Below are 15909 nucleotides of genomic sequence, written 5' to 3' on the forward strand. Positions count from 1 at the left end.
ACGGTCCCGGTTGCGGGCCGTCAGGCCCGCCCGTGGCAGTGCTTGTACTTCCGGCCGGAACCGCAGGGGCAGGGCGCGTTGCGCGGCGTCCGGTCCCAGGTGGCGGGATCGTTCGGGTCCACGCCGTCGGCCGTGCGGGCGGTGGCGAGCGGGGCCGCCGCGCCGTACTCGCCCATCGGGGCGTCGTAGCCGAGCAGCGGATCGCCCGAATCCGGCGCGGGATGGCGCGCATCCATCACGCTGATCGGCTCCGGGCTCGGCAGCGGCGCCTCGGGGGCGAGGTTCACCTGCATCAGCCAGCGCGTCGTCTCCTCGCGCATCTCGCCGAGCATCGAGTTGAACAGGTTGAAGGCCTCGGACTTGTACTCGTTCAGCGGGTCGCGCTGGCCGTAGGCGCGCAGGCCGATGCCCTGGCGCAGGTGGTCGAGCGAGAGGAGGTGGTCCTTCCAGACCTTGTCGAACACCATGAGGAGGATCGACTTCTCCACCTCGCGCATGCGCTCGATGCCGATATTCGCGGCGCGGGCGGCGTAGGAGGTCTCGGCGGCCTCCAGGATGCGCTCGCGTACCTGGGTCTCGTCGATCCCCTCCTCCCGCGCCCAGTCGGCCACGGGCAGGTCGAGGCCGAGGATGTCCAGCACGCGGGACTGGAGCCCCTCCAAGTCCCACTGCTCGGGATAAGCGTTCTCGGGGATGGCGGCGGCGACCATGTCCTCGATCACCTCGCGGCGCATCTCCGCCACGGTCTCCTGCACGTCCCCCGCCTGCATGAAGGACTTGCGCTGGGCATAGACCTCCTTGCGCTGGTCGTTCATGACGTCGTCGTACTTCAGCAGGTTCTTGCGCGTGTCGAAGTTGCGCGCCTCGACCTTCTTCTGCGCCTTCTCCAGGGCCTTGTTGATCCAGGGGTGGATAATCGCCTCCCCCTCCTTCAGCCCGAGCTTCTCCAGCATCCCGCCCATGCGGTCGCTGCCGAAGATGCGCATGAGGTCGTCTTCCAGGCTCAGGAAGAAGCGGGATGCGCCCGGATCGCCCTGGCGGCCGGAGCGGCCGCGGAGCTGGTTGTCGATGCGCCGGCTCTCGTGCCGCTCCGTGCCGATCACGAAGAGGCCGCCGGCGGCCTTCACCTTCGCCGCGCTGCCCTCCACCTCGCGCCGGATCTCATCCAGCCGCGCCTCGAACTCGGGCCCGTCCGGCTCGCCAGGGAAGGTCGCGCGGGCGAGCATCTCGGCATTGCCGCCGAGTTTGATGTCGGTGCCGCGGCCGGCCATGTTGGTGGCGATCGTCACTGCCCCCGGGCGCCCGGCCTGGGAGATGATCGCCGCCTCCTGCTCGTGGTAGCGGGCGTTGAGCACCTGGTGCGGCACGCCCTTGCCCTTGAGCAGCTCGGAGATCAGCTCGGACTTCTCGATGCTCGTCGTGCCGACGAGGCAGGGCTGGCCGCGCTCCCGGCACTCCTGGATGAGGTTGGCCACCGCCTCGTACTTCTCGCGGGCGGAGCGATAGACCTCGTCGTCGGAATCGAGGCGGGCGACGGGGAGGTTGGTCGGGATCTCGACCACTTCCAGCTTGTAGATCTCGGCGAACTCGTCGGCCTCGGTGGCCGCCGTGCCGGTCATGCCCGCCAGCTTGGGGTAGAGGCGGAAGTAGTTCTGGAAGGTGATGGAGGCCAGCGTCTGGTTCTCGGGCTGGACCTCGACCCCCTCCTTCGCCTCCAGCGCCTGGTGCAGCCCGTCGGAGTAGCGGCGGCCCTCCATCATGCGGCCCGTGAACTCGTCGATGATGACGAGCTTGTTCTCGCGGGAGACGATGTAGTCCACGTCGCGCGTGAACAGGGCGTGGGCGCGCAGGCTCTGGTTCACGTGGTGGACGAGGGTGACGTTGTGGAAGTCGTAGAGGTCGCCCTCCACCAGCATCCCCGCCTCGGTCAGCGCGGCGGAGACCGCCTCGTTGCCCGCCTCGGTGAGGGCGACGGTCTTGTTCTTCTCGTCCTTGTCGTAGTTCTCCGGGGTCTGCGCGATCACGCGCACCACGGCGTTCACCCGGTTGTAGAGGTCCGAGGTGTCGTCGGTCGGGCCGGAGATGATGAGCGGCGTGCGCGCCTCGTCCACGAGGATGGAGTCCACCTCGTCCACGATGGCGTAGGCGAAGGGGCGCTGGACCATCTCGTCCAGTCGGTACTTCATGTTGTCGCGCAGGTAGTCGAAGCCGAACTCGTTGTTCGTGCCGTAGGTGATGTCGCAGCCATAGGCGTCGCGCCGCTGGCCGTCGTTCTTGCCGTAGACGATCGTGTCCACGCTCAGGCCGAGCCAGTTGTAGAGCCGGCCCATCTCCGCCGCGTCGCGGGTGGCGAGGTAGTCGTTCACCGTCACCACATGCACGCCCCGGCCCGTCAGCCCGTTGAGGTAGACGGGAAGGGTGGCGACCAGCGTCTTGCCCTCGCCGGTCTTCATCTCGGCGATGCGGCCCTCGTGCAGGACGATGCCGCCGATGAGCTGCACGTCGAAGTGGCGCATGCCCAGCACGCGCTTGGAGGCCTCGCGGCAGACCGCGAAGGCCTCGGGCAGGAGGGAATCGAGGCTCTCGCCATTGGCAAGGCGCTGGCGGAACTCGGGGGTCTTGGCCTTCAGCGCCTCGTCGGAGAGGGCGGCCATCCCCGGCTCCAGCGCGTTGATGGCCGGCACCCGCGCCCGGTACGCCTTCAGGGCGCGGTCGTTCGAGGTGCCGAGGATGGCGCGGGCAAGACGGGCGAACATCGGGACAGAAGATCTCCGGGGCAGCGCCAGGGGCCGTCGGCCGGGGCCGCCACCGAGGGGCCGCGGGGCGGCCGGCAGAGGGGAGCCGCGCTGGCCCTGAGCATGCGAGGGGGGAGAGATAGGCAAGGGGGGGCGCCCGGTCAACGAAAGGTGGAGGGCAACCGGCAGCGAACGGCTTTTCGGGGGGCTGGAGGGAAGGGGGCGCCTTGTGACGGAACCACCGCTCCTCCATGTTGCGGCACCTTTCGCCGAGGCTTCCCCGATGCGCCGCCCCCTCCTTCTCTCCGCCGTCCTGCCGGCCTGCCTCTCGGCCGGCCTCGCCCTCGCCCAGGCCCCGGCGCAACGCCCCGCCTCCCCCGCGCCCCAGGCGGCGGGCCAGGGTGCGACCCAGGGTGCTGGCCAGGCCCCTGCCGCCAGCCCGCAGCCCGCCGATCCCGTGGTGGCGCGGGTGGAGGGGCAGGAAATCCGCCTCTCCGACGTGCGGGACGCCGCCAACGAGCTGCCGGACGAGTTGAAGAACGCCCCGCCCGGCATGCTCTACCCCCTGATCCTCGACCAGCTCGTGGCCCAGAAGGCGATCGTGGCCCGTGCCCGGGCGGAGGGGCTGGAGCGCGACCCCGAGGTGCAGCGCCGCGTCGCCCGCGCCACCGACCAGGAGCTGCAGCAGGCCCTGCTGCGCCGCGAGGTGGCCCCGGCCCTGACCGAGGAGGCGCTCCGCCAGCGCTACCAGCGGGAGGGCGGCAACCGCCAGGGCGAGGCGGAGGTCCATGCCCGCCACATCCTCGTCTCCACCGAGGCCGCGGCCCGCGAGGCCCTGGCCGAGGTACGCCGCCCCGGCACCGACTTCGCCGAGGTGGCCAAGCGCCGCTCCACCGGGCCCGGCGCCCAGCAGGGCGGGGATCTCGGCTTTTTCAAGAAGGCCGACATGATCCCGGAATTCGCCGAGGCGGCCTTCGCCCTCCAGCCCGGCGGGATCAGCGAGCCCGTCCAGACCTCCTTCGGCTGGCACGTCATCAAGGTGGAGGAGCGCCGCACCGCCCCCGCCGCCAGCTTCGAGGACAGCCAGGAGGCGCTGCGCCAGGCCGCCTTCGAGGAGACGGTGAACGCCGCGGTGGAGCGGATCCGCAACGCGGCGAAGGTGGAGCGCTTCAACCTGGACGGCACGCCCCAGCGCGCGCCCAGCCTGATCGAGGGCGCGTCCCCGCCGGCGGCGCCGCCCGCCCCGGCCCAGCGGCGCTGAGGGGGCGGGCAGCATGGCGCAGGCAATTCCCGTCTCCCCCCTCAAGGTCGACCTCCCGCCGCTGCCGCCGCTGAAGGGCGTGCGGCTAGGCGTGGCGGCGGCCGGGCTTCGCTACCAGGGGCGGCCCGACGTGATGATGATGGAGTTCGCCCCGGGCACGACGGTGGCGGGCGTCTTCACCAGCAACAAGTGCCCCGGCGCCCCGGTGGACTGGTGCCGGCAGGCGCTGAAGGGCGAGACGGCCCGCGCCCTGGTGGTGAATGCGGGCAACGCGAACGTCTTCACCGGCCGCGCCGGGGTGGAGACGGTGGAGGCCACCGCCGCCGCTGCCGGGGCCCTCGTGGGCTCGGCGCCCTCCGAGGTGTTCCTGGCCAGCACGGGGGTGATCGGGCAGGTCCTGCCGCACGCGAAGCTGACGGCGGCGCTCCCCGCGCTGCACGCCACGCTGAAGGAGACCGGCTGGGCCGATGCCGCGCGCGGCATCATGACCACCGACACCTTCCCCAAGGCCGCCGCCCGCACCGCGACGATCCACGGCACGAAGGTGACGATCCTCGGTATCGCCAAGGGCAGCGGCATGGTGGCGCCGGACATGGCGACGATGCTCTGCTTCGTGGCGACGGACGCCGCCATTCCCGCCGCCGCGCTGCAATCCGCGCTCCGCCGCGGCGTGGAGGCGAGCTTCAACCGCACCACCGTGGACAGCGACACCTCCACCTCCGACACCGTGCTGCTCTTCGCCACGGGGCAGGCCGGGCACGACCGCGTCTCGGCCTTCCCCGGGGACGCGCTGGACGAGTTCCAGACGCAGCTCGACGCCCTCCTCCTCGACCTCGCGCTGCAGGTCGTGCGCGATGGAGAGGGCGCGCAGAAGCTGGTGCGCGTGGGCGTGAAGGGGGCCACCTCCGACAGCTCGGCCAAGCGCGTCGCCATGGCCATCGCCAACTCCCCCCTGGTGAAGACCGCCATCGCCGGCGAGGACGCCAACTGGGGCCGGATCGTCATGGCCGTCGGCAAGGCGGGCGAGCCGGCGGACCGGGACCGCCTCTCCGTCGCCATCGGCGGGGTCTGGATGGCGCGGGACGGCGGCGTGGTCGAGGGCTATGACGAGGCGCCCGTCGTCGCCCACATGAAGGGGCGGGAGATCGACATCGAGGTGGATCTCGGCCTCGGGCGCGGCGAAGCCACGGTTTGGACCTGCGACCTGACGCACGGCTACATCGACATCAACGGCTCCTACCGGTCCTGATTCCCGTGGCGACCTCGAACCGCGTCCTGCTCGGCCTCTTCGGCCACCCCATCTCCCACTCGGCGGCACCCGCCATGATGGAGGCGGCGGGCGCGGCGGTCGGGCTCGACGTCCGCTATCACCTGATCGAGGTGGCGGGGGCCGACGAAGGGGTGATCCGCCGCATCCTGGACGGGGTGCGGCTGATCGGCTTCGCCGGCATCAACGTCACCTTCCCCTACAAGCAGGCGGTAATCCCCTTTCTCGACGCGCTGGACCCCGGCGCGGCGCAGGTGGGGGCGGTGAACCTCGTCACCGTGCGGGACGGGCGCCTCACCGGCCACAACACGGATTCGACCGGCTTCCTCGCCGGGCTGCTCGGCACGGTGGGGGAGGCGGCGAAGTCCGGCCCCGCCGTGCTGATCGGCGCGGGCGGGGCTGGTCGCGCCATCGCCTGGGCGCTGGCCAGGGCGGGCGTGCCGGAGGTGCGCGTGGTGGACCAGGACCCCGCCCGCGCGGCCTCCCTGGCCGCGGAGGCCTCGGGCTGGGGCAGCGGCCGCTTCGTGCCGGACGATTCCGTGCCGGCGGCGATGCGCGGCGCCCTGGGCGTGGTGAACGCCTCCCCCGCCGGGATGCTGCCGGACACCTCCAGCCCGGTGGACGCCGCGCTGCTGGAAGCCGGGATGTGGGTGGCGGATGCCGTGTACCACCCGCCCGTCACGCCGCTGCTGGCGGCGGCGGGGGCGAAGGGCTGCGCGGTGATGCCGGGCCGGGCCATGTCGGTCGGGCAGGCGGAGGACGGCTTCCGCCTCTTTACCGGCCGCACCGCCCCGCCGGGCGTCATCGGCGCGGCCTTCGACGCCCATGTGAGGTAGGGCGTCGCGCTCCTTGCGCGGCGGAATCCTTCACAGCATCTTGCCCCCAACAGGCGGCCCGGTGGTGGGCCGCCCCAAGGGGAAACATCCGATGCTCACCAAGCGTGGCCTGGGGCTCGCCGCCCTCGGCATGACGATCGGCACCGCGGCGCGGGCCCAGGGGACCGGCCAGGGAAGCAGCCCGGGAAGCGCCCAGGGAAGCGGCGCGGCGGAGTGGCCGCAGCGGCAGGTCACGCTGGTGGTGCCCTGGGCGCCCGGCGGCTCCACCGACACGCTGGCCCGCGTGCTGGCGCAGCGCGTCTCGGCCGATCTCGGCCGGCCCGTGGTGGTGGACAACCGGCCCGGCGCCTCGGGCACGGTGGGGCACAGCAGCGTCTCCCGCGCGCAGCCCGATGGCTACACGCTGCTGCTGGGCACCAACTCCACCTACGCGATGGCGCCCTTCCTGCTGAACAGCCTGCCCTATGACAACGATCGCGGCTTCACGCCCATCGGGCTGCTGGCGACGAACGCGCAGTTTTTCTGCGTCCACCCCTCCGTGCGCGCGAACGACATCGCGGAGCTGATCGCGCTGGCCAAGGCGCAGCCGGGCAAGATCAGCTACTCCTCCTCCGGCGCCGGTTCCTCCGCCCATCTCGCGGTGGAGCTGCTGAATGCCGAGGCGGGGGTGGAAATGCTCCACGTTCCCTATCGCGGCGGGGCGCCGGCGCTCCAGGCGCTGATCGCCAACGAGGTGCAGCTCTCGGCGGTGGACGCGGTCTCCGCCCTCCAGCCCATGCGCGCGGGGGCGGTGCGGGCGATCGCGGTGTCCTCCCCCCAGCCCGACCCCGCGGCGCCCGAGGTGAAGCCCATCGCGGCCACCGTGCCGGGCTTCGAATCCTCCACCGACTTCTCGCTCTTCGCGCCGCCGGGCGTGGCGCCCGCGCTCGGGTCCCGGATTCAGGCCGCCTTCGCCCGCGCGCTCGAGAGCGCGGAGGTGCGGGAGAAGCTGGCGACCATGGCCATCCGCCCCGTAGGCGGGAAGCCGGAGGACTTCCCCGCCTATCAGAAGCGCGAGACGGAGAAGTGGGGCGGCATCATCCGGGCGCGGAACATCAAGCCCGACTGACGACCGGTGGCGGGGGAGGGCAGGGCCTTCCCCCGCGGCCCGCGCTCAGTCCGTCGCGCGGATGCCCAGCCGGCGGACGAGTTCCGTCCACCGCTCGCGCTCGGTCCGGGCCGCGGCGGCCAGGACCGTGCCGTCCCCCGCGCGGGGATCGACGCCCAGGCCGAGAAGTCGCGCCCGCAGCTCCGGCTCGGCCATGGCGGCCTGGGAGGCCTCGGTGATGCGGGCGGCGAGGGCGGGCGGCATCCCGGCCGGGCCGAAGATGCCGAACCAGGTCTCGGAGACCAGGCCCGGCAGGCCCGCGGACTCGCCGGTGGGGGTGCCGGGGGCGAGCGGCGTCTCCTCTGCGGAGGTGACGGCCAGGGCCTTCACCGTGCCGGCCTGGATATGCGTGGCGGCGGTGGCCGGCACGTCCAGCAGCACGTGCACGTCGCCCCGGCGCAGCTCGGCATAGACCGCGCCCGTGCCGCGATAGGGCACGTGGACCATGCCGAGATCGGCCAGGCTGTCGAGCAGCGCGCCGTTCAGGTGCGGCGTGGTGGCCACGCCGGAGGAGCCGTAGTTCACCGCCCCACGCCGCGTCTTCGCCCAGGCGATGAGGCCGCGCAGGTCGTTCACCGGGACGGTGGTCGAGACGAGAACCAGGGAGGGCGAGGCGCCGATGAGGGCGAGCGGGGTGAAGTCCCGCTCGACGTCATAGGGCAGGTTGGCGCCGGTGGCCGGCGCGGTGGAGTGGATGGAGGAGGTGGCGAGCAGCAGCGTCAACCCGTCCGGCTGGGCGCGCACCACCACCTCCGCCGCCGGCACGCCGCCGGCCCCGGGGCGGTTCTCGATCACCACCGTCGCGCCCAGGCGCTGCGCCAGGAGCGGGGCGAAGAGGCGGGATACGGCGTCCGTCGCGCCCCCGGCGGGGAAGGGCACGATCAGCCGCACCGGGCGGGCCTGGGCGAGGGCCGGGCGGGCGAGGGCCGCCAGGGCCGGCAGGGCGAGAAGGGAACGGCGTTCCATGGAGGCGACTTTCGGCTGGAGCGGATCGCGGCCGGGCGGGCGGACCCGGAAGCGCTGGTCTGGGCCGCAGACAACAGGTTCGCGAGGGACAGGCAAGGCCCTCGGGCGAGGGCGGTCCGGACTTGGCGTGCCCGCGTTTCACGCGGCGCGTCCGGCCCGGCCGATTGGCGCTGCGCCTACTCGCCTTCCGCCGGGCAGCGGCGCAGGTCGATTCCGTCCGGCGCCGCCTCCCCGTCCCGCAGCCCGCGGATGCCGAAGAGGAACACGCCGAGGCGGCGGGGGTCCTCGCTCTCCCGGAGCGTGCTGGGGCTCACGGCATCCGGCGTCTCGATGACCAGGATCGTCTGCCGCCCGGGCTCCAGCGGCACGAAGACCTCGCGCGGCGGGGCTCCCAGCCGGAAGCCGCAGCCCGCGGCCGTGTCCGTCCGGACCCGGACCCGCTGCTCCGCCCCGCCGCTGGGAACATGCGCCGAGAGGGACAGCACCATGCCCCCGGAACCCTCGCGCCCCGTGAGGAGGATGAGGCCCGCCCGCCCGATGGACCAGCGCCCGGTCGGCTCGGGAACGGACCAGCCCAGGAACTCGACCGGCCAGGGCCGCGGCGCGAAGGGAATCGGGCGGCAGGAGAGGCCCAGGCGGTCCAGCCTCTCCGCATAGGCCGCGAGATAGGCCTCGGCGGGCGGCACCCGGGCGGGCGGCTGGTGCCACCAGACGGTGCGGGCGAGGGTCTGCAGCACCGCCTCGTCCCGGCCGATCCCGGCCTCCGGATGGCAGGCGGCGCTGCGCAGCACGCCGAAGGCGCGCTCCCTCCCGGCCATCTCCCGGGCTGAGGCGCGGTTGTGCAGGAAGGTGAGGGACGCGACGAGGCCGACCAGGCCCGCGCAGAGCAGCGTCGCGCCCCGGGCCCGGAGAAGGTGCAGCAGCCCCGCGAGGCCCACCGCCGCCGCGACGCCCACGCCCAACCCCGCGAGGCGCGAATCGACATAGGCGCAGTCGCCCATCCGGCACCAGCTCTGGTATTTCGGCGTCAGCGCGTGGAAGAGCGTGTTCAGCCAGATCCAGCCCCCGCAGCACAGCAGCAGGCCGAGCGCCAGGCGAGGCCGGAGATCGCGGGCGAGGGGCGGGAGCAGCCGCGCGGCGGCCCGGGCCCCGCCGAGCAGGAGGAGGAAGGCCAGGGCGAGGTCCATCCGCCCTGCCGCCGCCCGGGGCAGGTAGGGGAAGACCGTGCCGCTGACCATGTGCCGCAGCTGAAGCCGGAAAACCTCGGACAGGTCGATCGCCTGGAGCATGTTGCCCGAGTAGTCGCTCGGGAAGGCGAGGCGGTAGCCGAGATAGACCGTGGCCGAGGCGAGCAGCGCCGTCCCGTGCAGCAGCAGCGCGTGGCGCCGCTGCCCCGGCGGGGAGGTCAGCACCGCGAGCGCCGCGAGGGCGCTGCCCGCGATGAGCGCGTATTCCAGCACGAGCATCAGCGCCGCGAGGCCGAGGGCCGCGGCCATCCCGCCCGCGCGGGGCAAATCCTTCCGGGCGAGGTGGACATGCAGGGCGACGAGGCCGAGCAGCGGCAGGGTCAGCATCAGGGGGTAGGCGTTCGGCGGCAGGTGGTGCGCCACCATCGGCGTGATGCAGAGCGTGGCCAGCAGCGCCGGCCGGGTGAGCGGAAGCCGGAACCGCAGGGCGAGGAGGTGGCAGAAGGCGAGGATCAGGAAGCCGAAGAGCGCGACGATGAGGACGCGCCCCCAGGCATATTCCTGCAGCATCGCCCCGAGCATGACGAGGATGAGGGCAGGATAGATGCCGATGCGGCCCTGCTCCTGCGCCGCCTTGCGGACCTCCTCGATCAGGGAGGCCGGCCGGTCCAGCGTGGTCAGCACCGCGAGCTGCCAGAAATTGTCGTCCGCCGACTGGTGGAAGGCGCTGAGGAAGGGCCAGAGCTGGAGCGCGGCGAAGGCGAGCAGCGCCAGGTCCGGCCAGGCCGCGCGCAACCGGCTCCAGCGGGGTGGGGCAGCCATCGGGGGCTACAGGCTCTTCCGGCGCGCGGCCCTTGCCGCCTCGCTCCTCCTAGAGCGGCCCGGGCCCCGGATGAGGCGCGCGGAGCGGGGCGCGAGGCCCGTGATGGCAGTCGCAGGCTTGGCCGGCGGCGTCCTCACGGCCTCAGCCACCGCCGTAGCCGCTCCGGCGCCTCGGCCATGTCCGCCTCGGGGCCGCAATAGCTGAAGCGGAGGAAGCGCGCGCCGCGCCCGGGGTCGAAGTCCACGCCGGGGGTGGCCGCGATCCCGGCCTCGGCCAGCATGCGGGCGCAGAAGGCGGGGCTGTCATTCGTCAGCTGGCCGATATCGGCCCAGATGTAGAAGGCGCCGTCCGCCGCCGCGATCCGGTCGAACCCCGCCGCCGGCAGGCCGGCGAGCAGCAGGTCGCGGGAGCGGCGATAGGCGGCGCGGTTCGCCTCCAGCTCCTCCGTGCAGTCCATCGCGGCTTCTGCCGCCACCTGGGCGACGTGCGGGGCGGAGATGAAGAGGTTCTGCGCCAGCCGCTCCACCGGGCGGACGAGATCCTCCGGCAGCACGAGCCAGCCGACGCGCCAGCCCGTCATGCTGAAATACTTGGAGAAGCTGTTCACCACGATGGCGCTGGCCGAATGCGCGGCGGCCGTCTCCTCGGCCATGCCGTAGGACAGGCCGTGGTAGATCTCGTCCGAGATCAGGCGCACGCCCTTCGCCTCGCACCAGCGGGCGATGGCGGCCAGCTCATCGGGCGCCAGCATCGTGCCCGCGGGGTTGCAGGGGCTGGCGACGATCAGCCCGGCCGGGCGGGGATCCAGCGCCTCCAGCATGGCGACGGTGGGCTGGAAGCGGGTGGAGGCGTCGCAGGGCAGGAGCTGCGGCACCATGCCCAGCGCCGTCAGGATGTTCGCGTAAGGGGGGTAGTAGGGCGCGGCCATGGCCACGCGGTCCCCCGTGTCGAAGGCGGAGAGGAAGGCGAGGGGAAAGGCGCCCGAGGCGCCGACCGTCACCGCGATGCGCTCGGCCGGGATGGCGGCGCCGTAGTGGTCGCGGTAGCGGGCGGCGATGCGCTCGCGCAGGGAGCGCAGCCCGAAGGCCTCGGTGTAGCCCATGGGATGCCCGTCCCGCAGGGCGCGGATCGCGGCCTCGGCGGCGCCGCGCGGGGCGCCGGTGCCGGGCTGGCCGACCTCCATCCGCAGGATGCCGGGCTCCCCCGGGGGGATGGCGGCCGCGCGCGCATTGGCGGCCGCGATCACGTCCATGACGAGGAAGGCGGGGGCGTGGGCGCCCCGCCCGACCTTCAGCCCGGCCAAGCTAGTCGTTCCCGACGGCGAGGCCGAAGCCGCGGGGATCGGCGCCCCCCGAGCAGCCCGCGGCGGAGACGCTCCCCTGGCAGGAGACGGCGACCCCGCGCCCGGGCTCCGGCGCGCCGGATGAGAGGGCCTGGAGCAGCGGCGCGCGGCGGGAGAGGTGCAGCGCGGCGGGACCGCCCGCCGCCGCCGGGGCCGCGCCCTGGCCCGAGCCGGCGCCGGCGTAGCGCATCGTCTTCACATTCGTGTTGACGACGAGGATCGCGCCCAGCGGCGGCGCCTGCACGCTGCCCATCCCCGGCGCGGGGGCGAGCAGGAAGCCCATCCCCGGCACCATCCGGCCCGTGCCGAAGAGGTTGTTCATGGTGAAGGCGCAGGCCACCGCCCCGCCGTCCCGGTCTTGGACGACGAGGGAGGTGCTGGCGCCGAAGCTCCCCGCCACGGCCGGGGCGGCCCCGCCCGCCGCGGCGGCGCGGAAGGCGGCGAGCGTCGCCCCGCCATCGGCGGAGGCGGGGAGGACGGAGAGGACATCCGCGCCCAGCCGCTCCTGCGCGGGCGGCACGGCCTGCGGCACGGCGGCGCGCATCTCCGGCACGGTCAGGAAGCCGCCCGCCGCGGCGCTGGCCTCCTCCACGCGGCGGGCGAGCCCGCCCTGGTGGAAGTCGCCCACCCCCGCCGTGCGAAGGGCGGCCAGGGTGGTGGCGAGGTCCTGCTGAGCCAGCGGCGTCCCCTCCGCCACCGGGTTGCCGCCCGGCGCGAAGACGGCGCGGGAGACGGGATCGGCCAGGAGCGGGCCGGAGACGGCGGCGAGGTCGGTGGCGAAGGCGCGGGAGACGGGGGTGCCGAAGCGGGCCAGCCCCTCCGCCGGGGCGATGGTGCGCTCGAAGGGCAGCCGGCCCTGGCGGGCATGCAGGGCGAAGAGGCCGCGCGCCATCATCGGCACCGCCGCCGGCCGGTCCGCCCCCGAGGGCACCGCCGCGCGCGCGCCGGGCTGGAAGAGGAAGGCTTCCACCTCGTTGCGGCGGGGGTCGTAGCCGAGGCAGGCGCCGCCGCCGCCCAGCCCCGCGCGGGAGGGCAGGGTCACGGCCAGGGTGAAGCCCGCCGCCACCGCCGCATCCGCCGCCGAGCCGCCGGCCGAGAGGACGTCGCGCGCCACGATCGCCGCGCGGGGCTCCTCCGCCGCCACATTGCCGAGGAAGCCGCGGACATAGCCCTGCTGCCCCGGCTGGGCGGAGGAGCCGCCCGTGAGGGCGTTGCCCACCCGCTCGACGGTGGAGCAGCCGGTCAGGGCCGCGAGGGAGAGGGCGAGCGCCGCCATGGCTGGCCGGCGGGGAGGCACCCGGAATAGGGTGCCGCCCATGCGGAAGCCACGCGCACTCGCCATCCTGTTCCGGGCCATCTCTGCCGCCGTGCTGGTCATGGCCGCGTTCCTGGCACCGGGCACCGCAGGGGCGCAAGGGGGTGGGGGGCGCGGCCCGGTCTCGACCATTCGCGACGCGGAAACCGAATCCCTCATCCGCGCCTTCCTCGACCCCCTGCTGGCGGCCGCTGGGGTGGACCGCCGGCTGGTGGAGCTGACCATCATCCAGGACAGGGCGATCAACGCCTTCGTCGCCCAGGGGAACCGGCTCTACATCCATACCGGCCTCATCCAGGGGGCGGAGTCGGCGGGCGAGCTGGCCGGGGTGATCGCGCACGAGGTCGGGCACATCTCCGGCGGGCACCTCGCGCGGCTGCCGGAGGAGATGCGGCTGGCCATGCTGCGCTCGGTCGCCGCCATGCTGCTCGGCGCGGGGGCGGGGGTGGCGGCGCGGTCGTCGGACGCCGCCATGGGGCTGATGCTCGGCGGCCAGGCGAGCGCCATGGGCAGCCTCTACGCCTTCACCCGCACGCAGGAGCAGGCGGCGGACCAGGCGGGGATGGTCCTGCTGGAGCGCCTGGGCTGGTCCGGTGCCGGGATGGAGAGGCTGCTGCGCCGCCTGCTGGACCAGGAGCTGCTGGCCGTCGGCCGGCAGGACCCGTATTTCCGCACCCACCCCCTCTCGCGCGACAGGCTGGACTTCGTGCGGGAGGAGATGGCGCGCGGCCGGGCGCGGCAGGGAGGGCTGCCCCCGGCCCTCGAGGCGCGCTTCGCCATGGTGCGGGCAAAGCTGAACGGCTTCGTGGACGCCCCCGCCGCGAGCTGGCGCCGCTACCTCAACGACGACACCGCCCCCGGCCGCTACGCCCGCGCCATCGCCCAGTACCGCTCCGGCCGCACCGACGCGGCGCTGGAGCTGCTGGAGCCCGCGATCCGCGAGCAGCCCGCCAACCCCTGGCTGCTCGAGTTCAAGGGCCAGGTGCTGTTCGAGGGCGGCCGCCCGGCCGAGGCCGTGGCGCCGCTGGCCGCCGCCCTGCGGCTGGCCCCGAACGAGCCGCTGATCCGCGCCGCCTACGGTCGCGCCCTGATGGAGGGGGGAGGGGACGCCGCCTCCCTCCGCCGCGCCACGACGGAGCTGCTGGCGGCGGCGCGGGCGGACCGGGACAACGGCTTCGCCTGGGGCCAGCTCGCCACCGCCTATGCCCGGCTGGACGACATCCCGAATGCCGAGCTGGCCCTGGCGGAGCAGGCCATGGCCGAGGGCGACACGGCCGAGGCCCGTTTCCGCGCCGCCCGCGCCGAGAAGGGTCTTCCTCCCGGCCCCGCCCGGCTGCGCGCCGCGGACCTGCGGAACGCGACGCGCCGTGATAACCTCACCTCCGACGAGCGGAAGGCCGAGGACGAGCTTCGGCGAAGGGACAGACGATGAAGCGCATCCTCATGGCGGGCGCCGCCCTGCTTCTCGGCGGCAGCGCCGCGCTCGCCCAGGGCTTCTCCGGGGAGCAGCGGGAGGAGATCGTCTCCATCCTGCGGGAGGCGCTGAGAACCGACCCCACCATCCTGCGCGACGCCATCGGGGCGATGCAGGAGGCCCAGCGGGCGGAGCAGGAGGGCGCGCGCCGCAACGCCCTGGCCGCCAGCCGCGACGCGCTGTTCAACAACGCCGCCGACCCCGTGAAGGGCAACCCGCGCGGCGACGTGACGATCGTCGAGTTCTTCGATGCGCGCTGCACCTATTGCAAGACACTCTATCCCAGCATGCAGGCGTTGCTGCAGCGGGACCGCAACATCCGCGTGGTGCTGAAGGACCTGCCGATCCTCGGGCCGAACAGCGTGCTCGCCAGCCGCGCGCTGCTGGCAGCCCAGAAGCAGGGCAAGTACGAGCCGCTCTACGACGCGCTGCTGAAGCTGCGGACCGAGCCGACCGAGGCGGTGATCCAGGCCGAGGCGCAGCGCGCCGGCATCGACTGGGCGCGGCTGCGGCGGGACATGGACGACCCGACCATTCAGGAGCGGCTGCAGGCCAACATCGCCCTCGCCCAGCGCCTGGGGCTGGAGGGAACCCCCGCCCTGGTGATCGGGGACGCGCTGGTGCCCGGCGCCGTGGAGCTGCCCGAGCTGGAGCGGCTGGTGGCGGAGGCGCGGCGCCGTGGCTGAGCCGCCCGGGGAAGCGCCCGAGCACGCGAAGGAGGAAGGGCGCGGCCTCGCGACCGATTTCTCCCGCAGCATGTCCTATGGCGGCTATCTCGACCTGGACACGCTGCTCTCCGCGCAGAAGCCGCTCTCGGACAGGCATGACGAGCTGCTCTTCATCGTCATCCACCACGTCCAGGAGCTCTGGATGAAGCTCATCATCCGCGAGCTGGAGGTGGCGACGGAATGCGTGCGCGCGGGCGAGCTGCGCCCGGCCTTCAAGGGCATGGCCCGCGTCTCGCGCATCCAGCGCCAGCTCGTCGAGGCCTGGGACGTGCTCTCCACCATGACCCCCGCGGACTACCTCTCCTTCCGCGAGGTGCTCGGCCAGTCCTCGGGCTTCCAGTCCTGGCAGTACCGGCTGATGGAGATCCTCCTCGGCGCGCGGGATGAGTTCATGCTCAAGCCCCACGCCCACGACCCCGCGCTGGCGGCGCGGCTGCGCGCGGCCTTCGATTCGCCCTCCCTCTACCAGGAGGCGCTGCGCCTCCTCGCCCGGCGCGGCATCCCCGTGCCCGACGCGGTGCTGAACCGCGATCCCTCCAGGCCGCATGCCGAGGACGAGGGCGTGGTCGCGGCCTGGGAGCGCGTCTATCGCAGCAGCAGCGAGTTCTTCGACCTCTACGAGCTGGCCGAGGAGCTGGTGGACCTGGAGGACGCCTTCCAGCAATGGCGCTTCCGCCACGTCACCACCGTGGAGCGGGTGATCGGGATGCGGACGGGCACGGGCGGCTCGGCCGGCGTTACCTATCTCCGCCGCGCGCTGGAGCGCCGGTTCTTCCCCGAGCTGTGGACGGTGCGCGGGCGGCTGTAGCCGGGAGGCGATCCCCGGCC

12 protein-coding genes are annotated in these 15909 nt (G+C 73.6%); 7 read left to right on the forward strand and 5 right to left on the reverse strand.

Features of this window, described 5'->3' with window-relative positions; genetic code table 11:
* Positions 1 to 20 precede the first annotated feature (20 nt).
* Entirely contained in the window at positions 21 to 2756 is a 2736-nt protein-coding gene (gene secA, locus FHS87_RS03005) for a preprotein translocase subunit SecA (protein WP_184513710.1), read from the reverse strand.
* 262 nt (positions 2757 to 3018) lie between these two features.
* On the opposite strand from secA, the gene FHS87_RS03010 reads away from it, so the two are divergent.
* From FHS87_RS03010 to FHS87_RS03025, 4 genes are all read left to right on the forward strand, one after another.
* On the forward strand, positions 3019 to 3996 hold the full coding sequence (locus FHS87_RS03010) for a peptidylprolyl isomerase (RefSeq protein ID WP_184513712.1): 978 nt from the start codon (positions 3019 to 3021) through the stop codon (positions 3994 to 3996).
* Positions 3997 to 4009: 13 nt separating this feature from the next.
* On the forward strand, positions 4010 to 5245 hold the full coding sequence (gene argJ, locus FHS87_RS03015; RefSeq protein WP_184513714.1) for a bifunctional glutamate N-acetyltransferase/amino-acid acetyltransferase ArgJ: 1236 nt from the start codon (positions 4010 to 4012) through the stop codon (positions 5243 to 5245).
* Positions 5246 to 5250: 5 nt separating this feature from the next.
* The gene (locus tag FHS87_RS03020; protein ID WP_221299449.1) at positions 5251 to 6099 is read left to right on the forward strand and encodes a shikimate dehydrogenase; all 849 of its coding nucleotides are present in this window, start codon (positions 5251 to 5253) and stop codon (positions 6097 to 6099) included.
* 91 nt (positions 6100 to 6190) lie between these two features.
* Positions 6191 to 7207 (forward strand): Bug family tripartite tricarboxylate transporter substrate binding protein, encoded by a 1017-nt coding sequence (locus tag FHS87_RS03025; protein WP_221299451.1) that lies wholly within the window; start codon positions 6191 to 6193, stop codon positions 7205 to 7207.
* 45 nt (positions 7208 to 7252) lie between these two features.
* Here FHS87_RS03025 and FHS87_RS03030 read toward each other — a convergent pair whose 3' ends face one another.
* The 4 genes from FHS87_RS03030 to FHS87_RS03045 all read right to left on the reverse strand — a co-directional run bounded on the left by FHS87_RS03030 (position 7253) and on the right by FHS87_RS03045 (position 12906).
* A complete protein-coding gene (locus tag FHS87_RS03030) occupies positions 7253 to 8212 on the reverse strand; it encodes a Bug family tripartite tricarboxylate transporter substrate binding protein (RefSeq protein WP_184513719.1) in 960 nt (319 codons plus the stop codon).
* Positions 8213 to 8388: 176 nt separating this feature from the next.
* On the reverse strand, positions 8389 to 10221 hold the full coding sequence (locus FHS87_RS03035) for a hypothetical protein (RefSeq protein WP_184513721.1): 1833 nt from the start codon (positions 10219 to 10221) through the stop codon (positions 8389 to 8391).
* 134 nt (positions 10222 to 10355) lie between these two features.
* A complete protein-coding gene (locus FHS87_RS03040) occupies positions 10356 to 11474 on the reverse strand; it encodes a pyridoxal phosphate-dependent aminotransferase (RefSeq protein WP_184514016.1) in 1119 nt (372 codons plus the stop codon).
* A 52-nt stretch (positions 11475 to 11526) separates the two neighbouring features.
* Positions 11527 to 12906, reverse strand: coding sequence for a gamma-glutamyltransferase (locus FHS87_RS03045; protein WP_184513722.1), 1380 nt, complete (start codon positions 12904 to 12906; stop codon positions 11527 to 11529).
* Here FHS87_RS03045 and FHS87_RS03050 point away from each other — a divergent pair.
* Genes FHS87_RS03050 through kynA form a run of 3 tightly spaced genes read left to right on the forward strand, consistent with a single transcriptional unit; the run spans position 12881 to position 15889 of the window.
* On the forward strand, positions 12881 to 14311 hold the full coding sequence (locus FHS87_RS03050) for a M48 family metalloprotease (RefSeq protein ID WP_184513723.1): 1431 nt from the start codon (positions 12881 to 12883) through the stop codon (positions 14309 to 14311). The two genes, FHS87_RS03045 and FHS87_RS03050, sit on opposite strands and share 26 nt — an antisense overlap.
* The gene (locus FHS87_RS03055; RefSeq protein WP_184513724.1) at positions 14308 to 15039 is read left to right on the forward strand and encodes a DsbA family protein; all 732 of its coding nucleotides are present in this window, start codon (positions 14308 to 14310) and stop codon (positions 15037 to 15039) included. Before FHS87_RS03050 ends, FHS87_RS03055 begins: the two co-directional genes overlap by 4 nt.
* Positions 15032 to 15889, forward strand: a complete 858-nt coding sequence (kynA, locus tag FHS87_RS03060; protein WP_184513725.1) for a tryptophan 2,3-dioxygenase — start codon at positions 15032 to 15034, stop codon at positions 15887 to 15889. Before FHS87_RS03055 ends, kynA begins: the two co-directional genes overlap by 8 nt.
* Positions 15890 to 15909: the final 20 nt, after the last annotated feature.

The sequence above is a fragment of the Muricoccus pecuniae genome, from assembly GCF_014199205.1.
In the GTDB taxonomy this organism is placed as follows: domain Bacteria; phylum Pseudomonadota; class Alphaproteobacteria; order Acetobacterales; family Acetobacteraceae; genus Roseomonas; species Roseomonas pecuniae.